We start from the raw sequence: 19,097 nt of genomic DNA, 5'->3' as shown, positions 1-19,097 counted from the left end.
GCGATCTGCGCCCGTGCCTCTACCTCCCCGGTTCACCTCAAGTCGGGCGAAGCGGAAGTCCAGAGGCAAAACGGAATCCCGCAAAAGCCAGATTTCGGACCCGTTCGCGCGTTCCTCGGGAAGCCTGCCCGAACGCCGCACTGCCTGGCTGGGGCGGGAGGGATCGAACCTCCGAATGGGGGAATCAAAATCCCCTGCCTTACCGCTTGGCTACGCCCCAACAGGCCGTCCGGAACGCGGCGGCACGGCCGCGCCGCGCGTTCCTCCGGCACCGCCGGTCTATAGAGGGAGGTGAGCCATTTCAACCGCCTATCCGGCGAATTTCCGGCTGAAACCGGGTGGGCGCGCTTTGGCCGTATATAGAGTAGTCCCTCGGGGTGAAGCGGCGGCTTTCGGCCCGGACGGCATGGCATCGCGTTCCGCCGTTCCCGCCGATTTCGCCGGCCGGGAGTTGAGAGCGCGCGGGTTTCGTGGGAATACGGCACCCGCCATTCCCGTTCCGACAAGCCAGAGACACCGCCATGACCTACCGCGCGCCCGTCAACGACATGCTGCTGGCCCTCAATCACGGCGCCGGCCTGCAGGCCGCCGTAAAAGCCGGCCATTACGGCGATTTCGACGGCGACATCGTCGCCGCCGTGCTGGAGGAAGCCGGAAAATTCGCCTCCGACGTGCTGGCGCCGCTCAACCGGGTCGGCGACGAGCACGGCATCAGGCTCGATTCCGGCAAGGTCACCACCGCGCCCGGCTGGCCCGATGCGTATCAGCGCTGGATCGCGGCCGGCTGGAACGCGGTGTCGGGTCCCGAAGCGTTCGGCGGCCAGGGCCTGCCGCTCGCGATCAACGCCGTCTGCACCGAAATCTGGAGCGCGTCGAACATCGCCTTCGGGCTCTGCCCGCTGCTGACGCTGAGCGCGATCGAGGCGCTCGACGCCCATGGCAGCGACGAACTGAAGGCGATCTATCTGGAAAAGCTGGTGTCCGGCGAATGGACCGGCACCATGCAGCTCACCGAGCCGCAGGCGGGTTCCGACGTCGGCGCGCTGCGCAGCCGCGCCGAGCGCGCGCCCGACGGCAGCTACCGGATCAAGGGCACGAAAATCTTCATCACCTATGGCGACCACGACATGACCGACAACATCGTGCATTTCGTACTGGCGCGATTGCCCGATGCCCCCGCGGGCACCAAGGGCATTTCGCTTTTCCTGATTCCGAAATTCATGGTCAATGCCGACGGCTCGCTCGGCGCGCGCAACGACATCCATCCCTCCGGCGTCGAGCACAAGCTCGGCATGCACGCCTCGCCGACCTGCACCATGACGATGGGCGACCATGGCGGCGCGGTCGGCTATCTGATCGGCGAGGAAAACCGCGGCATGCTCTGCATGTTCACGATGATGAACCAGGCCCGGCTCGGCGTCGGCCTCGAAGGCGTCGGGATCGCCGACCGCGCCTACCAGCAGGCGCTGGCGTTCGCGCAGCAGCGCCGCCAGGGCCGCGCCGCCGGCAACAAGGGCGACGGAATGGACCCCATCATCGTGCATCCCGACGTCAAGCGCATGCTGATGCAGATGCGCGCGCTGACCGCCGCGGCGCGCACCATCTGCTATGCCACCGCGGTCGCGATGGACGTCGCGGCGCGGGCGACCGACGCCAAAGCGCGCGCCGACGCCACCGCGCGCGCGGCGCTGCTGACGCCGATCGCGAAGGCGTTTTCCACCGACATCGGCAACGAGGTTTCCTCGCTCGGCGTGCAGATCCATGGCGGCATGGGATTCATCGAGGAGACCGGCGCCGCGCAGCATTACCGCGATGCCCGGATCACCGCGATCTATGAAGGCACCAACGGCATCCAGTCGATCGACCTGGTCACGCGCAAGCTCGCCGCCAATGGCGGCGCGTCGGTGTGGGCCCTGCTCGGCGAACTCTCGGGGATCGTCAGCAAGGTCGAGGCCTCCAACGACCCGGCCTTCGGCACGACGGGCGCAAAACTGCGCGACGCGCTGGGCGCGCTGGAACGCACCAGCCAATGGTTGCTGGAGCGCGTCGGCTCGGCGCCGAACGAGGCGCTGGCGGGTGCCACGCCCTATCTGCGGCTGTTCGGTTCGACGCTCGGCGGCTGCATGCTGGCCGGCGAAGCGCTGGCCGCCCGCGACCCCGGCGAAGGCGCCGGCGATCCCGCGCGCTACGTCACGCTGGCGCGGTTCTTCGCCGAGAACATCACGGTGCAGGCAAGCGCGCTGGAGCGCACGGTGATGGACGGCGCCGAGGCGGTGAACGGCGCGGATGCGGTGTTGCTGGGGTAGCGGAGTCCGCCAGCCACTCATCGTCATACCCCGCCACCGGGTCTCGCCTTCGGCGAGCCCGATGACAGGCTCCGGCGGGGCATCCGGTACGCTGCGGATTGTCGATTGAACATGACCGTCTCTGGAATACTGGGTCCCCGCCTTCGCGGGGACGACAACGGTAGATGTGCGAACAGTGTGGCCGCTCTCGAATTCGGTCTTAACCACCAGATACGCGTCCGCCTTCTCGCGGCATGATCTGCCCGAGGCTTGCCTGTCGTTTCTCCCTCGAATGAGGGAGCAGGGAATGCCGGATGCGCGCTGCACCCGCGGTCTCGTGTGCGAAGTCGTGCGAAAAAGGTGCACACGAGCATACAGGGCAGCGGAGAACATCCGACATTCCCTGCGCAATGGCTTTACGGCTTATCTCGCTCACCCCGGAGTATCGGGCTCTTCTCGCCTCCGTCGCCTGCGGAAAACCGGCTCATCCGCGCCCGGTCGGGCCGACGTGCCTTCCGCAGACTTGACGCCGACCATTGAGGCGTCAGGTCCACACGATTTTGCCGTACGCTTCGACACCGCTCGTCTGCACGTTCAAAAGACCGCTCACGGAGTTTATCCCGCCCTGCCGTCCCATCGCGCGCACGATGCCGCTGCGTCCACCGCAACTCCTGTCCCAACGTTCGGTAACGATGGCCAACGCCCCTTCCCCGGGGACAGGATGGCATGACTCCTACAGTTGATTTGCCCGACGTGTTAAGTGAAATTTTACCCGACGGGTTAATTTGTCGCAGGATGCGTTGAACTCTTCGCGAAACCCAGCACCGCTTTTGCGAAGAATGATGGTATCGCCTCGCTATGCCCATCCGCTGCGCGCTTGCCTTTGAAACGCCGCACGACCTTGATCGAATGGCATGTCGCCGGGCGGCCGGTCGGTTCATGACGCCTGGGCGGAATTTTTCGAGCGTTTCGGACTTACCTGACGGGTAAGTTCGATCTTTCCCCTTTTTCACGCGATTTCCCGCCGGGCTGACAGCAATTTATCAATCAAGAGCCATCACGGATCGCTCATTTTTGAACCAATCCGATCGAGTCCGGACCAATAGGATTGGACACTCACGTTCTGTTGTTTGAATCACATCGCAGCAATGCAGTGCTGGCATTCCATTAGCGCAGGGGTCCGGCAACGATAACCGGATTGCGCGTGTAATCGGGACACTTCACTTGACGCAGAATTGCCAGACCGTTCGCAGGCTCGCCGCGATCATGTTTGCCGACGTCGCCGGATTCAGCCGCATGATGGAGCGCAACGAGGCGCTGACATTCTCGCGATTGCGCCGGCTGCGCGAAGAGGTGAATTTTCTCAAAGTGGAAGAATATGGCGGAAGGGTGATCCGGGCCACGGGCGACGGATTCCTCGCCGAATTCGGCAGCGCCATCGCCGCCGTGCAATGCGGTCTCGATATTCAGCGCACCGTCATGGCACTCGAGCAGGGACAGCCCGCGTCCGACCGAATTCGGTTCAGAATAGGAATCAACGTCGGCGATATCATCGTCGATGGCGACGACATCGCCGGCGACGGCGTCAATATTGCGGCACGGCTCGAAGCGCTGGCCCCGGTCGATGGCATCTGCGTCTCATCGATGGTGCGCGAACAGTTTCGCGACGACTTCGGCTTCACCGACATGGGCGAACAGAAACTCAAGAATATCGCGCGCCCGATCAGGACCTATGCCTTGCACCCGGACGCCGCCGTTCCCGTGCCGGACCTGACGCCGGCCGTGGACAGGCCCGTCGCCAGGCCGGTGCGGCTCTCGATCGTGGTCCTGCCGTTCACGAACGTCAGCGGCGACCCGGCCCAGGAATATTTCTCCGATGGCATTACCGACGAGGTGACGGCCCAGCTGTCAAAGATCAGGGGCAGTTATGTGATCGGCCGGGACACCGCGTTCCGCTACAAGGGCAAGGAGATCGATATCCGGGCTTTGGGCGTGGAATTGGGGGTGCGCTACGTCCTCCGGGGAACGGTCGAGCGTTTCGACGAGGGCATCGATACCACAGCCCAGCTATGGGACGCCTTGTCCGGAACGGTGTTGTGGGCCGATACGATGGAGGTCGACAAGGCGGCGGTCCGCAACATCCGGCGCGAGGTCGTCAATCGTCTGGCGATTGCGTTGAATCTCCAGCTCATCGAAGCCGAGGCCAGGCTTTCCCTGAATTCCGAAAGCCCCGATGCAACCGACCTCGTGATGCAGGCGCGCGCCGCCTACTATCGCGCCAACACGCTCGAAGCCCTGCAGCACGTCCGGGCCATGTTCGAGAAAGTGCTGCTCATCAACCCCGACGACCAGGCGGCGCTGGTGGGCCGTGCCGTGACCATGGTCGAGCAGGTATTCGGCTGGCCGAGCGACGCCAATGCGCAATTGATCGAAGAAGCGGACAGGCTGATGGCGAAAGCCATGCCGCTGGATCGACACAACGCCTATGCCCGCTTCGTGATGTCACGGCTGCGCCAGATGCAATGCCGCATCGAGGCGGCACTGGCCGAAAACCAGATCGCCCTGGAGCTCGATCCGAATCTGGTCGAGGCCATCGCCTGGAACGGGCACCTGCAGTTCGCGAGCGGCCGCCCGGAATCAGGGATCGATCCGCTGCAGCGGGCACTGGCACAATCGCCGAAGGACCGCATGAGATGGGTCTGGTGCCTGATGCTGGGTCTCAATTATTCGTTGATGGGACAGTATCATGACGCCATCCTCTGGCTGGAACGATCGATCGCGATCAATCCCAGGCACTGGGCCAATCTGGCATTCGCCGCCGTGGCCTATGCGAATGTCGGCGACCTCGCCAATGCACGGCGTGCCAGGGCCCAATTCGAAAGTGTCTATCGCGGCGAAGTGATCGAGCCTCGCTTCTATTCGCAGACCCCGGCCTATCTCGAATTGCTGGAAGCGCGGGTCATGCCAGCGTGGCGCCAAATGGGACTTCCAGAGCCGGCAACGTCGATACTCTGTCAAGTGTAGTGGATTTTGCAGATCCGCTCTAGCTGACCTCAAGTCCGGCCTCTGGTCACCCTTAAATTGGGAACCACGAGTTTGGAGCTTTTGGGCACAATCCTCCGCGTTCCCAAGAGCCTTTGCCCAACCCTGAGCCAGGACAATGATCCCAAAAAAAATGTCGGCGGCTTGTAGGATGGACCGGGCGCCAATCGTCTTGAATGAACTGACCTGTAATAACTGCAATCGGAGTGGACAAGCCATGGCCAAGAATACGATCTGCCTCTGGTACGACAAGGACGTAGAGGCTGCGGCGCACTTCTACGCCAAAACTTTTCCGGACAGTGCGGTCGCTGCCGTTTATCGCGCCCCAAGCGATTTCCCCGGCGGCAAGCAGGGGGATGTGTTGACGGTGGAATTCACGGTTGCCGGCGTTGCGTGCCTCGGCCTCAATGGCGGTCCCGCTTTCAAGCACAGTGAAGCGTTCTCCTTTCAGATCTCGACCGACGACCAGGAAGAAACCGATCGCTACTGGAACGCGATCGTCGGCAACGGCGGCCAGGAGAGCGCGTGCGGCTGGTGCAAGGATAAATGGGGCCTGTCCTGGCAGATCACGCCGCGGGTGCTGACCGACGCGCTCGCCGCCGGCGGCGCCGAAGCCAAGCGCGCCTTCCAGGCGATGATGGAGATGAAAAAGATCGATGTCGCCACAATCGAGGCCGCTCGGCGCGGCTGAGCCTGCAAAGCAGCCCGGTTACGTGCATCTGTCGACAAGCACCAGCTTGCTCGTCGTCGTATCGTGGCGCACCTTGAACAGGTCCTGGATTTCCGGATCGCCCAGAAAGGCTTCGGCCTTTTCGCGTTCCGGAAACTCCAGGATCACCATGCGCTCGGGCTTCCAGTCACCTTCAATGATCGTCGGCTCGCCCCCTCGAACGATGTACTTCCCCGAATGCTTTGCGATGAAGGCAGGGATTTCAGCGATGTATTTTCTGAAACCATCGAAATCACTTATCGAGAAGTCGAGCACCAGATACGCTTTCATTCGTTAGCCCGTTAAACCCCTCACCTACTCAATCGGCTTCAACCCCGCCTCGATCTCCGTCCGCCGCGGTTCCAGGAACGGCGGCAGCGCCAGCTTCTCGCCGAGGCTCGCCATCGGCTCGTCGGTCGCAAAGCCCGGCCCGTCGGTGGCGATCTCGAACAGGATGCCGTTGGGCTCGCGGAAATACAGGCTGCGGAAATAGAAGCGGTCGATCTCGCCGGAGTGGCGGATGCCCAGTTCGGACAATCGCTGCGTCCAGCCGTGATATTGCGCTTCGTCCGGCGTGCGGAACGCGACGTGATGCACACCGCCCGCACCTTGCCGCGCCATCGGCGAATCCTTGTCCTCGATCACATGCAACTCGGCGGCCGGGCCGCCCCCGCCCATTGCGAACACGTGAACATGCGCCCCGTGCGCGGCATAGTCGCGCGCGCGGCGCATGTTCATCGTGCCGACCAGGACCTGCTCGATGGCCGCCAGATCCCGCACCGTGAGCACGATCGGACCGAGACCGCGAATCTGATGCTCCGCCGGCACGGCGCTACGCTCCCACGGCGCCGCCGTTCCTTCGCCGCCGTCATCGACCAGCACCAGCCGCTGGCCTTCGCCGTCCTCGAACAGCAGCGTCAGCCGGCCGTCGACTTCAAGGACATCGCTGGTGTCGGCGCCGGCCTGCTTCAGCCGGTCGCGCCAATAGCCGAGACTTGGTTCGCCGGCGACCCGCAATCCGGTGCGGGAAATGCTGTTGGCTCCGCGCCGCTCCGGCGCCGCCGGAAAATCGAAGAAGGTGAGGTCGGTGCCGGGATTGGCCTTCCCGTCGGCATAAAACAGGTGATAGGCGCTGACATCGTCCTGGTTGACGGTCTTCTTGACCAGCCGCATGCCGAGCAGGCCGGTATAGAACGCCAGGTTTTCGCGCGGTTTCGCCGAAATCGCCGTCAGGTGATGAATTCCAGTCAGTTGCATTGCTTTTCCTCGCGCGTCGTTCGGTCGCGCCCAGACCGGCCCGGCCGGTTTTGGGCGTCGCCGGCATCATGTAGGGTGCGCGCGCGACACCCGCCACGCGGCGCCACCTTGTTCAGGTATCTCATGAGACTTTCTCCCCGGCTGATCCTTGGCGCCGTCATGCTGGCGTTGACGCCCGGCCCGGACTCGCGCGCGTCAACACCAGCAGCACCGGTCGAATTGCGGATTCTCGCCCTCAATGATTTCCACGGCTATCTGCAGCCGCCACCGGGCGGCATCCGGATCGACGATCCCGCCGACAAGACCAGAAAGATCACGGTGGAGGCGGGCGGCGCCGAGCACGTGGCCACCGCGGTCAGGCAGCTGCGCGACGGACACGGGAACACGATCTTCGTCGCCGCCGGCGACCTGATCGGCGCCAGCCCGTTCCTGTCGGCGATGTTTCACGACGAGCCCACCATCGAATCCCTCGACATGATGGGGCTCGCGGTGGCCGCCGTCGGCAATCACGAATTCGACGAGGGCAAGGACGAACTGCTGCGGATGCAGAACGGCGGCTGCCATCCGATCGACGGATGCCGGGGGCCGCATCCGTTTCTCGGCGCCAAATTCCGTTATCTCGCGGCCAGCACCTTCGAGAAGAGCACCGGCAAGACCCTGCTTCCCGCCTACGCGATCCGGGAGTTCGGCGGCATTCCCGTGGCTTTCATCGGCCTGACCCTGAAAGGCACGCCGAACCTGGTCGCGCCAACAGGCGTCGCCGGCCTGGAATTCAGGGACGAGGCCGACACCGTCAACGCGCTGCTGCCCGAATTGAAGGCGCGTGGTGTCGAGGCCATCGTGGTGCTGATCCATGAAGGCGGATTCCCGACCGGCGACTATAATGAGTGCCCCGGCATATCCGGACCGATCGTCGACATCGTCAGGAAATTCGACCGCGCGGTCGATGTGGTGGTCACCGGCCATACCCATCGGCCCTATGTCTGCGACATCGACGGCCGGCTGGTCACGTCGGCCGACAAATACGGGACCATCGTCACCGCGATCGATCTCAAGCTCGATCCCGCCACCCGCGACGTCATCAGCGCCGGCGCCGACAATGTCATCGTCCGCACCGACGCCTTTGCCAGGGACCCGGACCAGACCGCCCTGCTCGAATCCTACAACCGGCTGGCCGCGCCGATCGCCAGCCGGCCGGCGGGGTCGATCACCGAAACGCTGTCGCGCATGCCCAACGCATCAGGCGAGAGCGTGCTCGGCGACATCATCGCCGATGCCCAGCTGGCCGCGACCCGGGCCGAGGTCAACGGCGGCGCGGTGATCGCCTTCACCAATCCGGGCGGCATCCGCAACGACATCATCCGGAACGACGAGGGTGGCGTCACCTATGCCGACGTGTTCGCCAGCCAGCCGTTCCGCAACCAGCTGGTGACGCTGACGTTGACGGGAATGCAGATCAAGGCCATGCTCGAACAGCAGTGGCTCGACCCGAAGCGGCCGCGGATCCTGCAGGTCTCGGCGGGGTTCAGCTACAGCTGGGACGCCGCCCGGCCGATCGGCGACCGCGTGGCTGCCGATGGAATGTCGCTGCACGGCGCGCGCATCGATCCCGCGAGCAGCTATCGCGTCACGGTGAATAATTTTCTGGCCGGCGGGGGCGACGGATTTACCGTGTTCACCGACGGGATCGCGCCGCAGGTCGGCGTCTACGACGTCGACGCGCTGTATGCCTATTTCAGGGCCAACAGTCCGATCGCGCCTTCCCCGGGAAATCGCATTATGCGAATGAACTGAAATGCCGGCGATATAGGCGGCCCCTGCCCTTTCCCGGGCGGCACCGACCGCCTAGATTAGCCGCTTCTCGCAGCGCGCCTGCCGCGCCAGGATATCGCATGACCACATTGCTGCTGACCCATTCGGCCTGTCTCGACCATGCCACGCCGCCGGGCCATCCGGAACGCGCCGACCGGCTGCGCGCGGTAAGCGAGGTGCTCGGGCAGGATCGCTTCAACGCGCTGGTGCGCGGCGAGGCGCCGGAGGGCAGCCTCGATTCGGTCACGCTATGCCATGGCGAGCACTATGTCGGGGAGCTCCGCCATATCGCGCCATCGAGCGGCCTGATCTATATCGACGGCGACACCTCGATGTCGCCGGGCACCTGGGAGGCGGTGATGCGCGGCGTCGGCGGCGCGGTCAGCGCCACCGATGCCGTGATGGCGGGCACCCACGACAACGCGTTCGTCGCGATCCGCCCGCCGGGACATCATGCCGAAATCAACAAGCCGATGGGCTTCTGCTTCTTCGACAACGCGGCGATCGCCGCGCGCCACGCCCAGCGCAAATACGGCATCGCCCGCGCCGCGGTGGTCGATTTCGACGTGCATCACGGCAACGGCACCCAGGATATCTTCTGGGCCGACCCGACCGTGATGTACTGCTCGACGCACCAGATGCCGCTGTTTCCCGGCACCGGCGCCAGCGGCGAGCGCGGCGACCACGACACCATCGTCAACGCGCCGCTCGCTTCGGAAGACGGCAGCGCCAAATTCCGCGCCGCGTTTGAAAACGTGATCCTGCCGCAACTGCGCAAATTTTCGCCCGAGCTGATCATCGTCTCGGCCGGCTTCGATGCGCATTTCAGGGATCCGCTGGCGTCGCTCAATCTGCAGGCGGAGGATTTCGGCTGGGTCACGCGCCAATTGATGGACGTGGCCGATTCCAGCGCCGGCGGCCGCATCGTCTCGGTGCTCGAGGGCGGCTACGATCTGCAGGGCCTGCAAGAGTCGGTGGCCGCGCACGTCACCGCATTGATGGGCGCGTGAATTCCCGCCACAATACGTCCGCATAGATACATTTGACTCCGCGCTTCGCGAAGCGGCGCACCCGGGATACGCAACATGGCCGAGAACACCCAAGTCAACGTGCAGGAAAATGCCCGGGCGGACGTCAAGAAGCTGAGCTTCGAACGCGCCATCGAGGAGCTCGAATCGATCGTCAAGCGGCTCGAGGACGGCAAGGTGCCGCTGGAGGAATCGGTGGCCATCTATGAGCGCGGCGAGGCCCTGAAACGGCGCTGCGAGGAGCTGCTGCGGCAGGCCGAGGCGCGCGTCGACAAGATCACCACCGATTCCAGCGGCCAGGTCACCGGTACCGAGCCGCTCGACGTGCAGTGAGGCCGGCTGCCCGGCCGGATCGACCTCGCTGCCGTCGCTCCCCGGCAACAGGTGAGAACATTAGGCGAATTCGCCGGCAAGCGACCCCGGAGAGGGCTGAATTGGCGCGGAATTAGTTCTTGGCGCGTTGAGCGGCCTGATATAGTCCGGCCAACAGTCCGGGGATTATCGTTAAGTGCGCGTTCAGCACCGCCATATCATCTATGTGCAGGGATACGATCCGCGCGGGCTCGCGCAGTATTACCGCATGTTCAGGACCGAACTGCGCAAGTTCGGCCGGCTCTATCAGCTCAACGCCACCATCAGCCGCCCGCAGACCTCGCCTGACGGCGAAATCGCGTCGTGGTCGATCGAGACCAGGGCCGGCGACTGGCAGACCCGCACCGCTTACGATTTCCTGCGGTTCGAGGACCTGATCCAGCGTGACCTTGCCGCGCCGATCTGGAGCACGGTGTTTCACGCCATGTGGATCTACTGGCGGCTGGTGTTCCGCGGCACGATCGCGCGCTTCTGGCGGGCGCATTGGCGGTTCGCGACCTTCATCACCTATCCGCATTTCCTGCTGTTTCTGGAGGCGCTGGCCTCGGCCGGCATCGCCTACGGCTTCGCCAGGGGGTTGCAGGCCCTCGGCGTTCCCGACCCGTTCGCTATCGCCGCCGCGGCGGCACTGTTCGTCGCCATCCTGGGCTCGGTGCTGAAATACACCGAAAACTCCACCTATCTGCTCTATCTGCTGTCCGACACGATCTGGACGTGGGAATTTTCGCATCGCCAGCGGCCGGAGTGGGACGCCCGGATCGACCGCTTCGCGCAATATCTCGTCAACATCGCGCGCACCAGCGATGCCGAGGAAATCGTGGTGGTCGGCCACAGTTCCGGATCGTTTCTGGGGACCGAACTGCTCGCGCGCGCGCTCCGCCTCGACCCCGATCTCGGACGGCACGGCCCGCGCATCGTGCTTCTGACCATCGGCGGCAATTTCCCGATCGTCGGTTTTCATGCGGCGTCGCAGGATTTCCGCGACGACCTTCGCCTGCTGGCGGCGGAGCCTTCGATCGACTGGATCGACTGCCAGTCGCGCAAGGACGTGATGAATTTCTTTCCGTTCGATCCGGTTGCCGGCCACGGCATCGACGTCGGCAGCGCCAAGCGCAACCCTATTATCGTGCCGGTCCGGTTCCGCGAAATCATCAAGCCGGAGCACTACAACCTGTTCCGCTGGCAGTTCTTCCGGGTCCATTTCCAGTTCGTGATGGCCAATGAGCAGCCGCATGCCTATGATTTTTTCATGATCGTCTGCGGACCGATCCCGCTCCGCGAGCGTGTGGCTCGCCCCGGGGAGGCGCTGGCGATCGCGACCGGCGACGCCAACGCCCGGGAATGGGCCTGGAAACGGCTCGAATCCGCCGACACCGGCCATGCGGGTGTCGCAGAATTGAGCACGATGGAACCTTCAGCGCGGCGCCGCGGCTGAAAAGCGAGCCCCCGCTCTTAACCCTGGTGCGGGTCAACACCCCGGCGGGTTGGCTTTGACCGCCGCTTTGGTGTAAAGCTTGGAGTTCTATGGGCTATTGAAGGCATCCTGCCCCGAATTTTCGGCAAGTTAAGCGCTTCAAACAGCTGACAAAATTGACTGGGAAGGGCGAAGCCGCCAAAAGTGATGCAGATCACATTGACCGATCCGGAGCGCGACTAAGCTCTCTCTAGAGGCGTCGGCCTGCTCAGGTAGCATTCGGCGCCCTGGTTTTCGCTGCGCCAATGTTGCGCAACCCATCTCACGTCGGGCGGTTTTTCCCGACCTGCAAAATTGGAATATCGCCGTGACCACATTCAGCAAAACGCCGCTTCTCGACACGATCCACACTCCGGACGATCTGCGCCGGCTCAAGGTGGAGCAAGTGCGGCAGGTCGCCGACGAACTGCGCCAGGAAACCATCGACGCCGTCTCGGTCACCGGCGGACATTTCGGCGCGGGCCTCGGCGTCGTCGAACTGACCACGGCGATCCATTACACCTTCGATACCCCGCGCGACCGTCTGATCTGGGACGTCGGCCACCAGGCCTATCCGCACAAGATCCTGACCGGCCGCCGCGACCGCATCCGCACCCTGCGTACCGGCGGCGGATTGAGCGGCTTCACCAAGCGCACCGAGAGTGACTACGACCCGTTCGGCGCCGCCCACTCCTCGACCTCGATTTCTGCCGGACTGGGCATGGCCGTGGCTCGCGACCTCGCCGGCGGCAAGAACAACGTGATCGCCGTGATCGGCGACGGCGCGATGTCCGCGGGCATGGCCTATGAAGCGATGAACAATGCCGGCGCGATGAATTCCCGGCTGATCGTCATTCTCAACGACAACGACATGTCGATCGCACCGCCGGTCGGCGCGATGTCGGCCTATCTGTCGCGGCTGTATTCGGGCAAGACCTACCGGACGCTGCGCGAGGCCGCCAAGCAACTCGGCACGCATTTGCCGAAAATCATCGCCAACCGCGCCAGCCGCGTCGAGGAATATTCCCGCGGCTTCATGATGGACGGCGGCACGCTGTTCGAGGAGCTCGGCTTCTACTATGTCGGCCCGATCGACGGCCACAACCTCGATCATTTGCTGCCGGTGCTGAAGAACGTCCGCGACATGGAGACCGGCCCGATCCTGGTCCATGTCGTGACCCAGAAGGGCAAGGGCTACGGTCCGGCGGAAGCCTCCGCCGACAAATATCACGCCGTCGTCAAGTTCGACATCGCCACCGGCGCGCAGGCCAAGGCCAAGCCGAACGCGCCCGCCTATCAGAACGTATTCGGACAGAGCCTCGTCAAGGAAGCGCAGAAGGACGACAAGATCGTCGGCATCACCGCGGCAATGCCGTCGGGCACCGGCATCGACATCTTCAACAAGGCCTTCCCCGACCGTACATTCGACGTCGGCATTGCCGAACAGCATGCCGTGACCTTCGCCGCAGGTCTCGCCACCGAGGGCTACAAGCCGTTCTGCGCGATCTACTCGACCTTCCTGCAGCGGGGCTATGACCAGATCGTCCACGACGTGGCGATCCAGAGCCTGCCGGTCCGCTTCGCGATCGACCGTGCCGGCCTGGTCGGCGCCGACGGCGCCACCCACGCCGGATCGTTCGACAACGCCTATCTCGGCTGCCTGCCCAATTTCGTCATCATGGCGGCTTCCGACGAGGCCGAACTGGTGCACATGGTGGCGACCCAGGTCGCGATCAACGACCGTCCGAGCGCGGTGCGTTATCCGCGCGGCGAAGGCCGCGGCGTCGAGATGCCCGAATTCGGCGTTCCCCTGGAGATCGGCAAGGGCCGCATCGTGCGCGAGGGCAGCAAGATCGCCCTGTTGTCGTTCGGCACCCGTCTGGCCGAATGCGAAAAGGCCGCCGACGAACTGGCGGCGCTCGGCCTCTCCACCACGATCGCCGACGCCCGCTTCATGAAGCCGCTCGATCTCGACATGATCCTGAAACTGGCGCGCGAACACGAAGTGCTGCTCACCATCGAGGAAGGCTCGATCGGCGGCTTCGGCTCCCATGTCATGCAGACGCTGTCGGACCACGGCATGCTCGATGGCGGCCTGCGGATGCGCGCCATGGTGCTGCCCGACGAGTTCATGGACCATGATTCGCCGAATGCGATGTACGCCCGCGCCGGCCTCGACGCCAAGGGCATCGTCGCCAAGGTGTTCGAGGCGCTCGGCAAGGATTTCAAGGCGGAAACGGTCAAGCTGGCCTGACCTGACTCGATGTCATTCCGGGGCGCGTGTGAAACGAGCGAACCCGGAATCTCGAGATTCCGGGTCTGCGCCAAGAGGCGCATCCCGGAATGACAAAAATCTATCTGGCAGGTCCCGATGTGTTCCTGCCGGATGCCGTCGAGATCGGCAGGCGCAAGGCCGAAATCTGCGCCCGGCACGGCCTGATCGGACTCTATCCGCTGGATAACGCCATCGACCTGACGACCCGCGATGCCTCGCTCGGGATATTCAGGAGCAACGAGGCCATGATGATCGAGGCCTGTGCCATCATCGCCAATCTCACGCCGTTTCGCGGCCCCGGCGCGGATGCCGGCACGGTATACGAACTGGGCTTCATGGCGGGACGCGGAAAGCTCTGCCTCGGCTATTGCAACGATCCGGCGCCCTACGCCGACCGTGTGCGCAAATTCACCACAGTGGAACGGCAGGATGGCCGCCTGGTCGATACCGACGGCCTGACCGTCGAGGATTTCGGGCTGAGCGACAACCTGATGATGATTCATGCGCTCGACCTGCACGGCTGCGCGCTGGTGACGCCACGACAGGCGGCCGCAGATCGCTGGCATGACCTGGCCGCCTTCGAGACATGCGTGCGCATGGCTGCGGGGCGGCTCGGCACCGCCGGCGCGGGCATGAGTTGATGACCAGGCAGGGCCCTCCCCCTCCCCGCAAGCGCGCGGACATGCTGCTGGTCGAGCGCGGCCTGTTCGAAAGCCGGGCGCGGGCGCAGGCCGCGATCGAAGCGGGCCTCGTCACCGCCGACAACAGGCAGGTCCGGAAAGCATCCGAAGGCATTGCCGCCGACGCGGTGATCGAGGCGCAGCCCGCGCACCCCTTCGTCTCGCGCGGCGGCGTCAAGCTGGCGGGCGCGCTCGAACTGTATCCCGTCGAAATCGAGGATCACGTCTGTCTCGACGTCGGCGCATCGACCGGCGGCTTTACGGAAGTGTTGCTGGCGAACGGAGCCAGCCTGGTGTTTGCAGTCGACGTCGGCCGCGAGCAATTGCATCCCTCGCTGCGCGGCCATCCCAGGATCGTCTCGATGGAGGAGACCGATATCCGTACCTTCGAGGGCAAGCGCCTGCCCGCGCGCCCCGATATCGTCGTGATCGACGTCAGTTTCATCTCGCTGAAGGCGGTGCTGCCGGTGGCGCTGTCGCTGGCCGCGGCGCCCATGCACCTGCTGGCGCTGATCAAGCCTCAATTCGAGGCGCCGCGAAAACATTCCAGGCGCGGCATCATCCGCAATGCCATGGTGCACCAGGAAGTCTGCGACGAGATCACGGCGTTTGCCGCGTCGCTGGGGTGTACCGACATCCAGGTGTTTCCGTCGTCGATCGCCGGCGGCGACGGCAACATCGAATTCTTTCTCGGCGCGCGCCGTGGCTGAACACCTCACCATCGATCACGTCGGTTTTCACGGCGACGGCGTCGCGACTGCCGGCGGAATGACCGTCTACGTGCCGTATGCGTTACCAGGCGAAACCGTCGAGGTCGCACCGGTGCCACGCCACCCCGACCGCCGTCGCCTGCTGCAGGTCGAGGCCGCGAGCCCGCAGCGGATCGCGCCGTTCTGTCCGCATTTCGGCATCTGCGGCGGATGCGCGATCCAGCATTGGGACGCCGAATCCTACCGCAACTGGAAACGCGACATCGTGGTCGAGACGCTCGCGCGGGCGAAGATCGATTGTGAAGTGGAGGCGCTGGTCGACGCCCATGGACTCGGCCGCCGCCGGATCACGCTGCATGCCAGGATGGGCACCCACGAGGTGCTCAAGGTCGGTTTCAGCGCGGCAGGCCTGCACGACATCATTCCGGTCGACCGCTGTCCCATCCTCGATCCCGGCCTCGGCGGCGCGCTCGATGCCGCCTGGGCGCTGGCCGAGCCATTGATCGTGATCGGAAAACCGCTCGACATCCAGGCCACCGCCACCGACGTCGGGCTCGACGTCGACGTGCGCGGCTCGGGCCCGTTGCCGCCGGCGCTGATCGGCACGCTGTCGCGCCTCGCCGAACGGCACCGGCTGGCGCGGCTGACACGGCACGGCGAACTGGTGCTGATGCGCACACCGCCGACCGTCACGATGGGCGCGGCACAGGTGATCCTGCCGCCGGGCTCGTTCCTGCAGGCCACCGTCGCCGGCGAGGAGACGCTGGCGGCGCTGGTATCGCAGCATTGCCAGCGCTCGAAACACATCGCCGACCTGTTCTGCGGGGTCGGGCCTTTTGCCTTGAGACTGGCGGCGAAATCGCGGGTCACGGCTTTCGACAGCGACGCCGGCGCAGTGACGGCGTTGCAGAAGGCGGCGACCTCGACGTCGGGGCTGAAACCGGTCAAGGCCGAGGCGCGCGACCTGTTCCGGCGTCCGCTGGTGCCGCAGGAGCTACGCGACTACGACACCATCGTGTTCGATCCGCCGCGGCAGGGCGCGGAGGCGCAGGTCAAACAACTCGCCGCCAGCAAGATACCCCTGGTGATCGCCGTGTCCTGCAACGTCGTGACCTTCGCGCGCGACGCGCGGATCCTGATCGACGGCGGCTACAGGATCGAAAGCGTGACACCGGTGGACCAGTTCCGCCATACGCCGCATGTCGAACTGGTGGCAAGGTTCAGGCGATAGCAGTCTTGGTCACCGACCCCTGGAGCGCCCCTCAGGGACAAGCTAAGAAAACCATCGGCCCTGCAGGGCAGCCATCCCTCTACCTTCCCCACCTCTCCTGCCAGATCCGCTCGCCGACCAGGCAGTTCACCCGCGGCTCACTGGCCGCCACCGGGACGACCGGGCGCTCGGGCGTGCGGCCGGCGACCTCGAGCACCAGTTTGGTGCGGATCGCCTCCTTGAACCTGTCGCGTTCCTTGATCGCCACCACGAAGGAGCCCGGACCGCCGATGACGCAGTCCTCGTAGTAGAAATCCAGGTTGCCGATGTCCATCGTCGAATAGGAAAGCTCCTTCACCATGATCGGGAGGCCGTTGATGACGACGCCCTTCTCGACGGCGGCATCGCGCGCGAGCGTGACAGGCGAGCCGTTGTTGTTGGCACCATCGCCGGAAATGTCGATCACGCGCCTGATCCCGCGGCGCGGGTTCTCGTCGATCAGCGCCATGCCGAAATTGATCGCCCCCGAGATCGAGGTGCGCGATGCCCGGCGGATCGGCGTCTTCAGAATTTCGTTGGCGACGGCATCGGCGGTTTCGGGGCCGTCGATCACCCGCCAGGGAATGATGAGCTTCTGGTCGCCGGATGCGGCCCATTCGAAATAGGTCACGGAAATCCTGCCGTTCGGGCCGCCCTTCAGCGCCTGCAGGAACTCCCTGGAGGTGATGGCCTGTGCGTAGCCTTCGCGCTGAAGCGCGAGTTCGTCCAGATCCATCGAATAGGAAACATCGACCGCGAGCACCAGTTCGACATCGACCGAAGGGTCGGCCTCCTTGCCGGCCAATTGAAGGCCGAACTGGTTGCTGGGGTTCGGCGCGGCGATTCCCGCCACGTCACCTCCGGCCATGGCGCCTGCGACAAGCACCGCCCCGATCGAGACATACCAGCGCATCAGCGGCCTCCCGTCGTCAGCGAGGATGGTGACACGCAAACTGCATCGCGAAAAGCGGGAACATGAATTGTCCCTACACTTTCAGGTTAGCCGCATGACTGCCTCAATCTGCCGGGGATTTTCGGTTGGGCGGCCCCTGCCGTCGGCACATGCCCGGTTCCAGAACCTGCCGGGAGCCTGTAAACTGATCGAGACGGCCGGCAGTCGCGGCGATCCGCGCCTTTCGGAGTGCCGCGGCTGCTGATCGCGGCGCGCTGCCGTCAGGAGCGCAGGGCGAATGATCGATACCGTCGTCAAGCCAAAGACCAGGGTCAAGACCACGACCGAGCGGCCGCGGCTGCACAAGGTCATCCTGGTCAACGACGATTTCACGCCGCGCGAGTTCGTCGTCACGGTGCTGAAGGCCGAGTTCCGCATGACCGAGGATCAGGCCCACAAGGTCATGATCACGGCACACCGGCGCGGCGTCTGCGTGGTCGCCGTCTTCACCAAGGACGTCGCCGAGACCAAGGCAACGCGCGCCACCGATGCCGGCCGCGCCAAGGGCTATCCGCTGCTGTTCACGACGGAGCCCGAGGAGTAGCAGCGCGCCCGTTATGCCGTCGTCTCATCCAGCAGGCCGTAGACCCGCTCGGCTTTCGAAAACCCCGCGATCGGAAACTCGCCGAGATCGTCCCAGCCGCCGGCGCAGATCCCGGCGAAGCCGGCCGAGGCCACCACGGTGCGGTTAAGCTTGCCGGCGATCTTTTCCAGCCTCGCCGCCAGATTGACGGCGGGACCGATGCAGGTGAAGTCGAGCCGGTTGCCGCCGCCGATATTGCCGTACAGAATCCGGCCGACATGCAGGGCGACGCCGAAGCGGAAGCGCTCGACGGTCTCGCCGACCGGATAGTGCATCGCCTCGACGCTGGCGCGGGATTCGCGCGCGGCTTCCAGCACGTGGCCGCAAACCTGGCTGACATCGCCGACATATTCGTCGATCGGAAACACCGCGAGCAGCCCGTCGCCCATGAATTTCAGTACCTCGCCGCCATGGTCCCTGATAGCCGCCACCTGGCAGTCGAAATAGCCGTTCAGGATATCCACCACGGTCTCCGCCGGCAGCCGGTCCGACAGTGCGGTAAACCCGCGCAGATCGGACAGCCAGATCGCGGCATCCATGGTGTCGGTATGGCCTCGCCTGATCTGGCCCCTCAGGATCCGTTCGCCGGCGCGGTTGCCGACATAGGTGTCGAGCAGCAGCGACGAGGTGCGGCGCCACTGGATGATCTCGATGACCCGCGCCAGCGCCGGCACCAGCGCGCGTAGCGCG

At 64.6% G+C, this 19,097-nt stretch carries 17 protein-coding genes and 1 tRNA gene; 12 read left to right on the top strand and 6 right to left on the bottom strand.

The features are described 5' to 3' along the window. Positions 1-145: 145 nt before the first annotated feature. Positions 146-220: transfer RNA gene (locus tag Q8R73_RS25445), tRNA-Gln, on the bottom strand. A gap of 301 nt (positions 221-521) precedes the next feature. Between Q8R73_RS25445 and Q8R73_RS25440 the strand changes: the two genes are divergently transcribed. Beyond that, a complete protein-coding gene (locus tag Q8R73_RS25440; RefSeq protein ID WP_305722300.1) occupies positions 522-2,306 on the top strand; it encodes an acyl-CoA dehydrogenase in 1,785 nt (594 codons plus the stop codon). A 523-nt stretch (positions 2,307-2,829) separates the two neighbouring features. On the opposite strand, the gene Q8R73_RS25435 is transcribed toward Q8R73_RS25440, so the two are convergent. Beyond that, positions 2,830-2,985 (bottom strand): hypothetical protein, encoded by a 156-nt coding sequence (locus Q8R73_RS25435; protein WP_305722299.1) that lies wholly within the window; start codon positions 2,983-2,985, stop codon positions 2,830-2,832. 524 nt (positions 2,986-3,509) lie between these two features. Between Q8R73_RS25435 and Q8R73_RS25430 the strand changes: the two genes are divergently transcribed. Beyond that, entirely contained in the window at positions 3,510-5,309 is a 1,800-nt protein-coding gene (locus Q8R73_RS25430; protein ID WP_305722298.1) for an adenylate/guanylate cyclase domain-containing protein, read from the top strand. 235 nt (positions 5,310-5,544) lie between these two features. Beyond that, the gene (locus Q8R73_RS25425; protein ID WP_305722318.1) at positions 5,545-6,018 is read left to right on the top strand and encodes a VOC family protein; all 474 of its coding nucleotides are present in this window, start codon (positions 5,545-5,547) and stop codon (positions 6,016-6,018) included. Positions 6,019-6,036: 18 nt separating this feature from the next. Here the strand turns inward: Q8R73_RS25425 and Q8R73_RS25420 are convergent, their stop codons facing one another. Further along, a complete protein-coding gene (locus tag Q8R73_RS25420; RefSeq protein WP_305722297.1) occupies positions 6,037-6,327 on the bottom strand; it encodes a DUF1330 domain-containing protein in 291 nt (96 codons plus the stop codon). 24 nt (positions 6,328-6,351) lie between these two features. Further along, the gene (locus Q8R73_RS25415) at positions 6,352-7,293 is read right to left on the bottom strand and encodes a ring-cleaving dioxygenase (protein ID WP_305722296.1); all 942 of its coding nucleotides are present in this window, start codon (positions 7,291-7,293) and stop codon (positions 6,352-6,354) included. Between the two features lie 123 nt (positions 7,294-7,416). On the opposite strand from Q8R73_RS25415, the gene Q8R73_RS25410 reads away from it, so the two are divergent. From Q8R73_RS25410 to Q8R73_RS25375, 8 genes are all read left to right on the top strand, one after another. After that, positions 7,417-9,087, top strand: coding sequence for a bifunctional UDP-sugar hydrolase/5'-nucleotidase (locus Q8R73_RS25410; protein ID WP_305722295.1), 1,671 nt, complete (start codon positions 7,417-7,419; stop codon positions 9,085-9,087). A 98-nt stretch (positions 9,088-9,185) separates the two neighbouring features. Further along, positions 9,186-10,115, top strand: coding sequence for a histone deacetylase family protein (locus Q8R73_RS25405; RefSeq protein ID WP_305722294.1), 930 nt, complete (start codon positions 9,186-9,188; stop codon positions 10,113-10,115). A 99-nt stretch (positions 10,116-10,214) separates the two neighbouring features. Further along, positions 10,215-10,466, top strand: a complete 252-nt coding sequence (locus tag Q8R73_RS25400) for an exodeoxyribonuclease VII small subunit (protein ID WP_305722317.1) — start codon at positions 10,215-10,217, stop codon at positions 10,464-10,466. Positions 10,467-10,641: 175 nt separating this feature from the next. Further along, positions 10,642-11,940, top strand: a complete 1,299-nt coding sequence (locus Q8R73_RS25395) for a hypothetical protein (RefSeq protein WP_305722293.1) — start codon at positions 10,642-10,644, stop codon at positions 11,938-11,940. Between the two features lie 346 nt (positions 11,941-12,286). Continuing rightward, complete coding sequence (gene dxs, locus Q8R73_RS25390) at positions 12,287-14,212, top strand: 1-deoxy-D-xylulose-5-phosphate synthase (protein WP_305722292.1); 1,926 nt, start codon at positions 12,287-12,289, stop codon at positions 14,210-14,212. Positions 14,213-14,301: 89 nt separating this feature from the next. After that, positions 14,302-14,874 carry a nucleoside 2-deoxyribosyltransferase gene (locus Q8R73_RS25385; RefSeq protein WP_305722291.1) on the top strand — a complete coding sequence of 191 codons (573 nt, stop codon included), beginning with the start codon at positions 14,302-14,304 and terminating at the stop codon, positions 14,872-14,874. Then, positions 14,874-15,623 (top strand): TlyA family RNA methyltransferase, encoded by a 750-nt coding sequence (locus tag Q8R73_RS25380; protein WP_305722290.1) that lies wholly within the window; start codon positions 14,874-14,876, stop codon positions 15,621-15,623. Before Q8R73_RS25385 ends, Q8R73_RS25380 begins: the two co-directional genes overlap by 1 nt. Beyond that, a complete protein-coding gene (locus tag Q8R73_RS25375; RefSeq protein WP_305722289.1) occupies positions 15,616-16,854 on the top strand; it encodes a class I SAM-dependent RNA methyltransferase in 1,239 nt (412 codons plus the stop codon). Before Q8R73_RS25380 ends, Q8R73_RS25375 begins: the two co-directional genes overlap by 8 nt. A 79-nt stretch (positions 16,855-16,933) precedes the next feature. On the opposite strand, the gene Q8R73_RS25370 is transcribed toward Q8R73_RS25375, so the two are convergent. Then, positions 16,934-17,785, bottom strand: coding sequence for a DUF1194 domain-containing protein (locus Q8R73_RS25370; protein WP_305722288.1), 852 nt, complete (start codon positions 17,783-17,785; stop codon positions 16,934-16,936). 277 nt (positions 17,786-18,062) lie between these two features. On the opposite strand from Q8R73_RS25370, the gene clpS reads away from it, so the two are divergent. Further along, complete coding sequence (gene clpS / locus Q8R73_RS25365) at positions 18,063-18,368, top strand: ATP-dependent Clp protease adapter ClpS (protein WP_305722287.1); 306 nt, start codon at positions 18,063-18,065, stop codon at positions 18,366-18,368. 11 nt (positions 18,369-18,379) lie between these two features. Here the strand turns inward: clpS and Q8R73_RS25360 are convergent. Further along, a partial coding sequence (locus Q8R73_RS25360; protein ID WP_305722286.1) for an adenylate/guanylate cyclase domain-containing protein occupies positions 18,380-19,097 on the bottom strand: 718 nt, incomplete at its 5' end.

Origin of the sequence: Bradyrhizobium sp. (assembly GCF_030697065.1) — a bacterium.
Taxonomy (GTDB): Bacteria; Pseudomonadota; Alphaproteobacteria; order Rhizobiales; family Xanthobacteraceae; genus Bradyrhizobium.
Note: the sequence above shows the minus strand (reverse complement) of the source record. Positions and strands in the feature narration are given on the sequence as shown.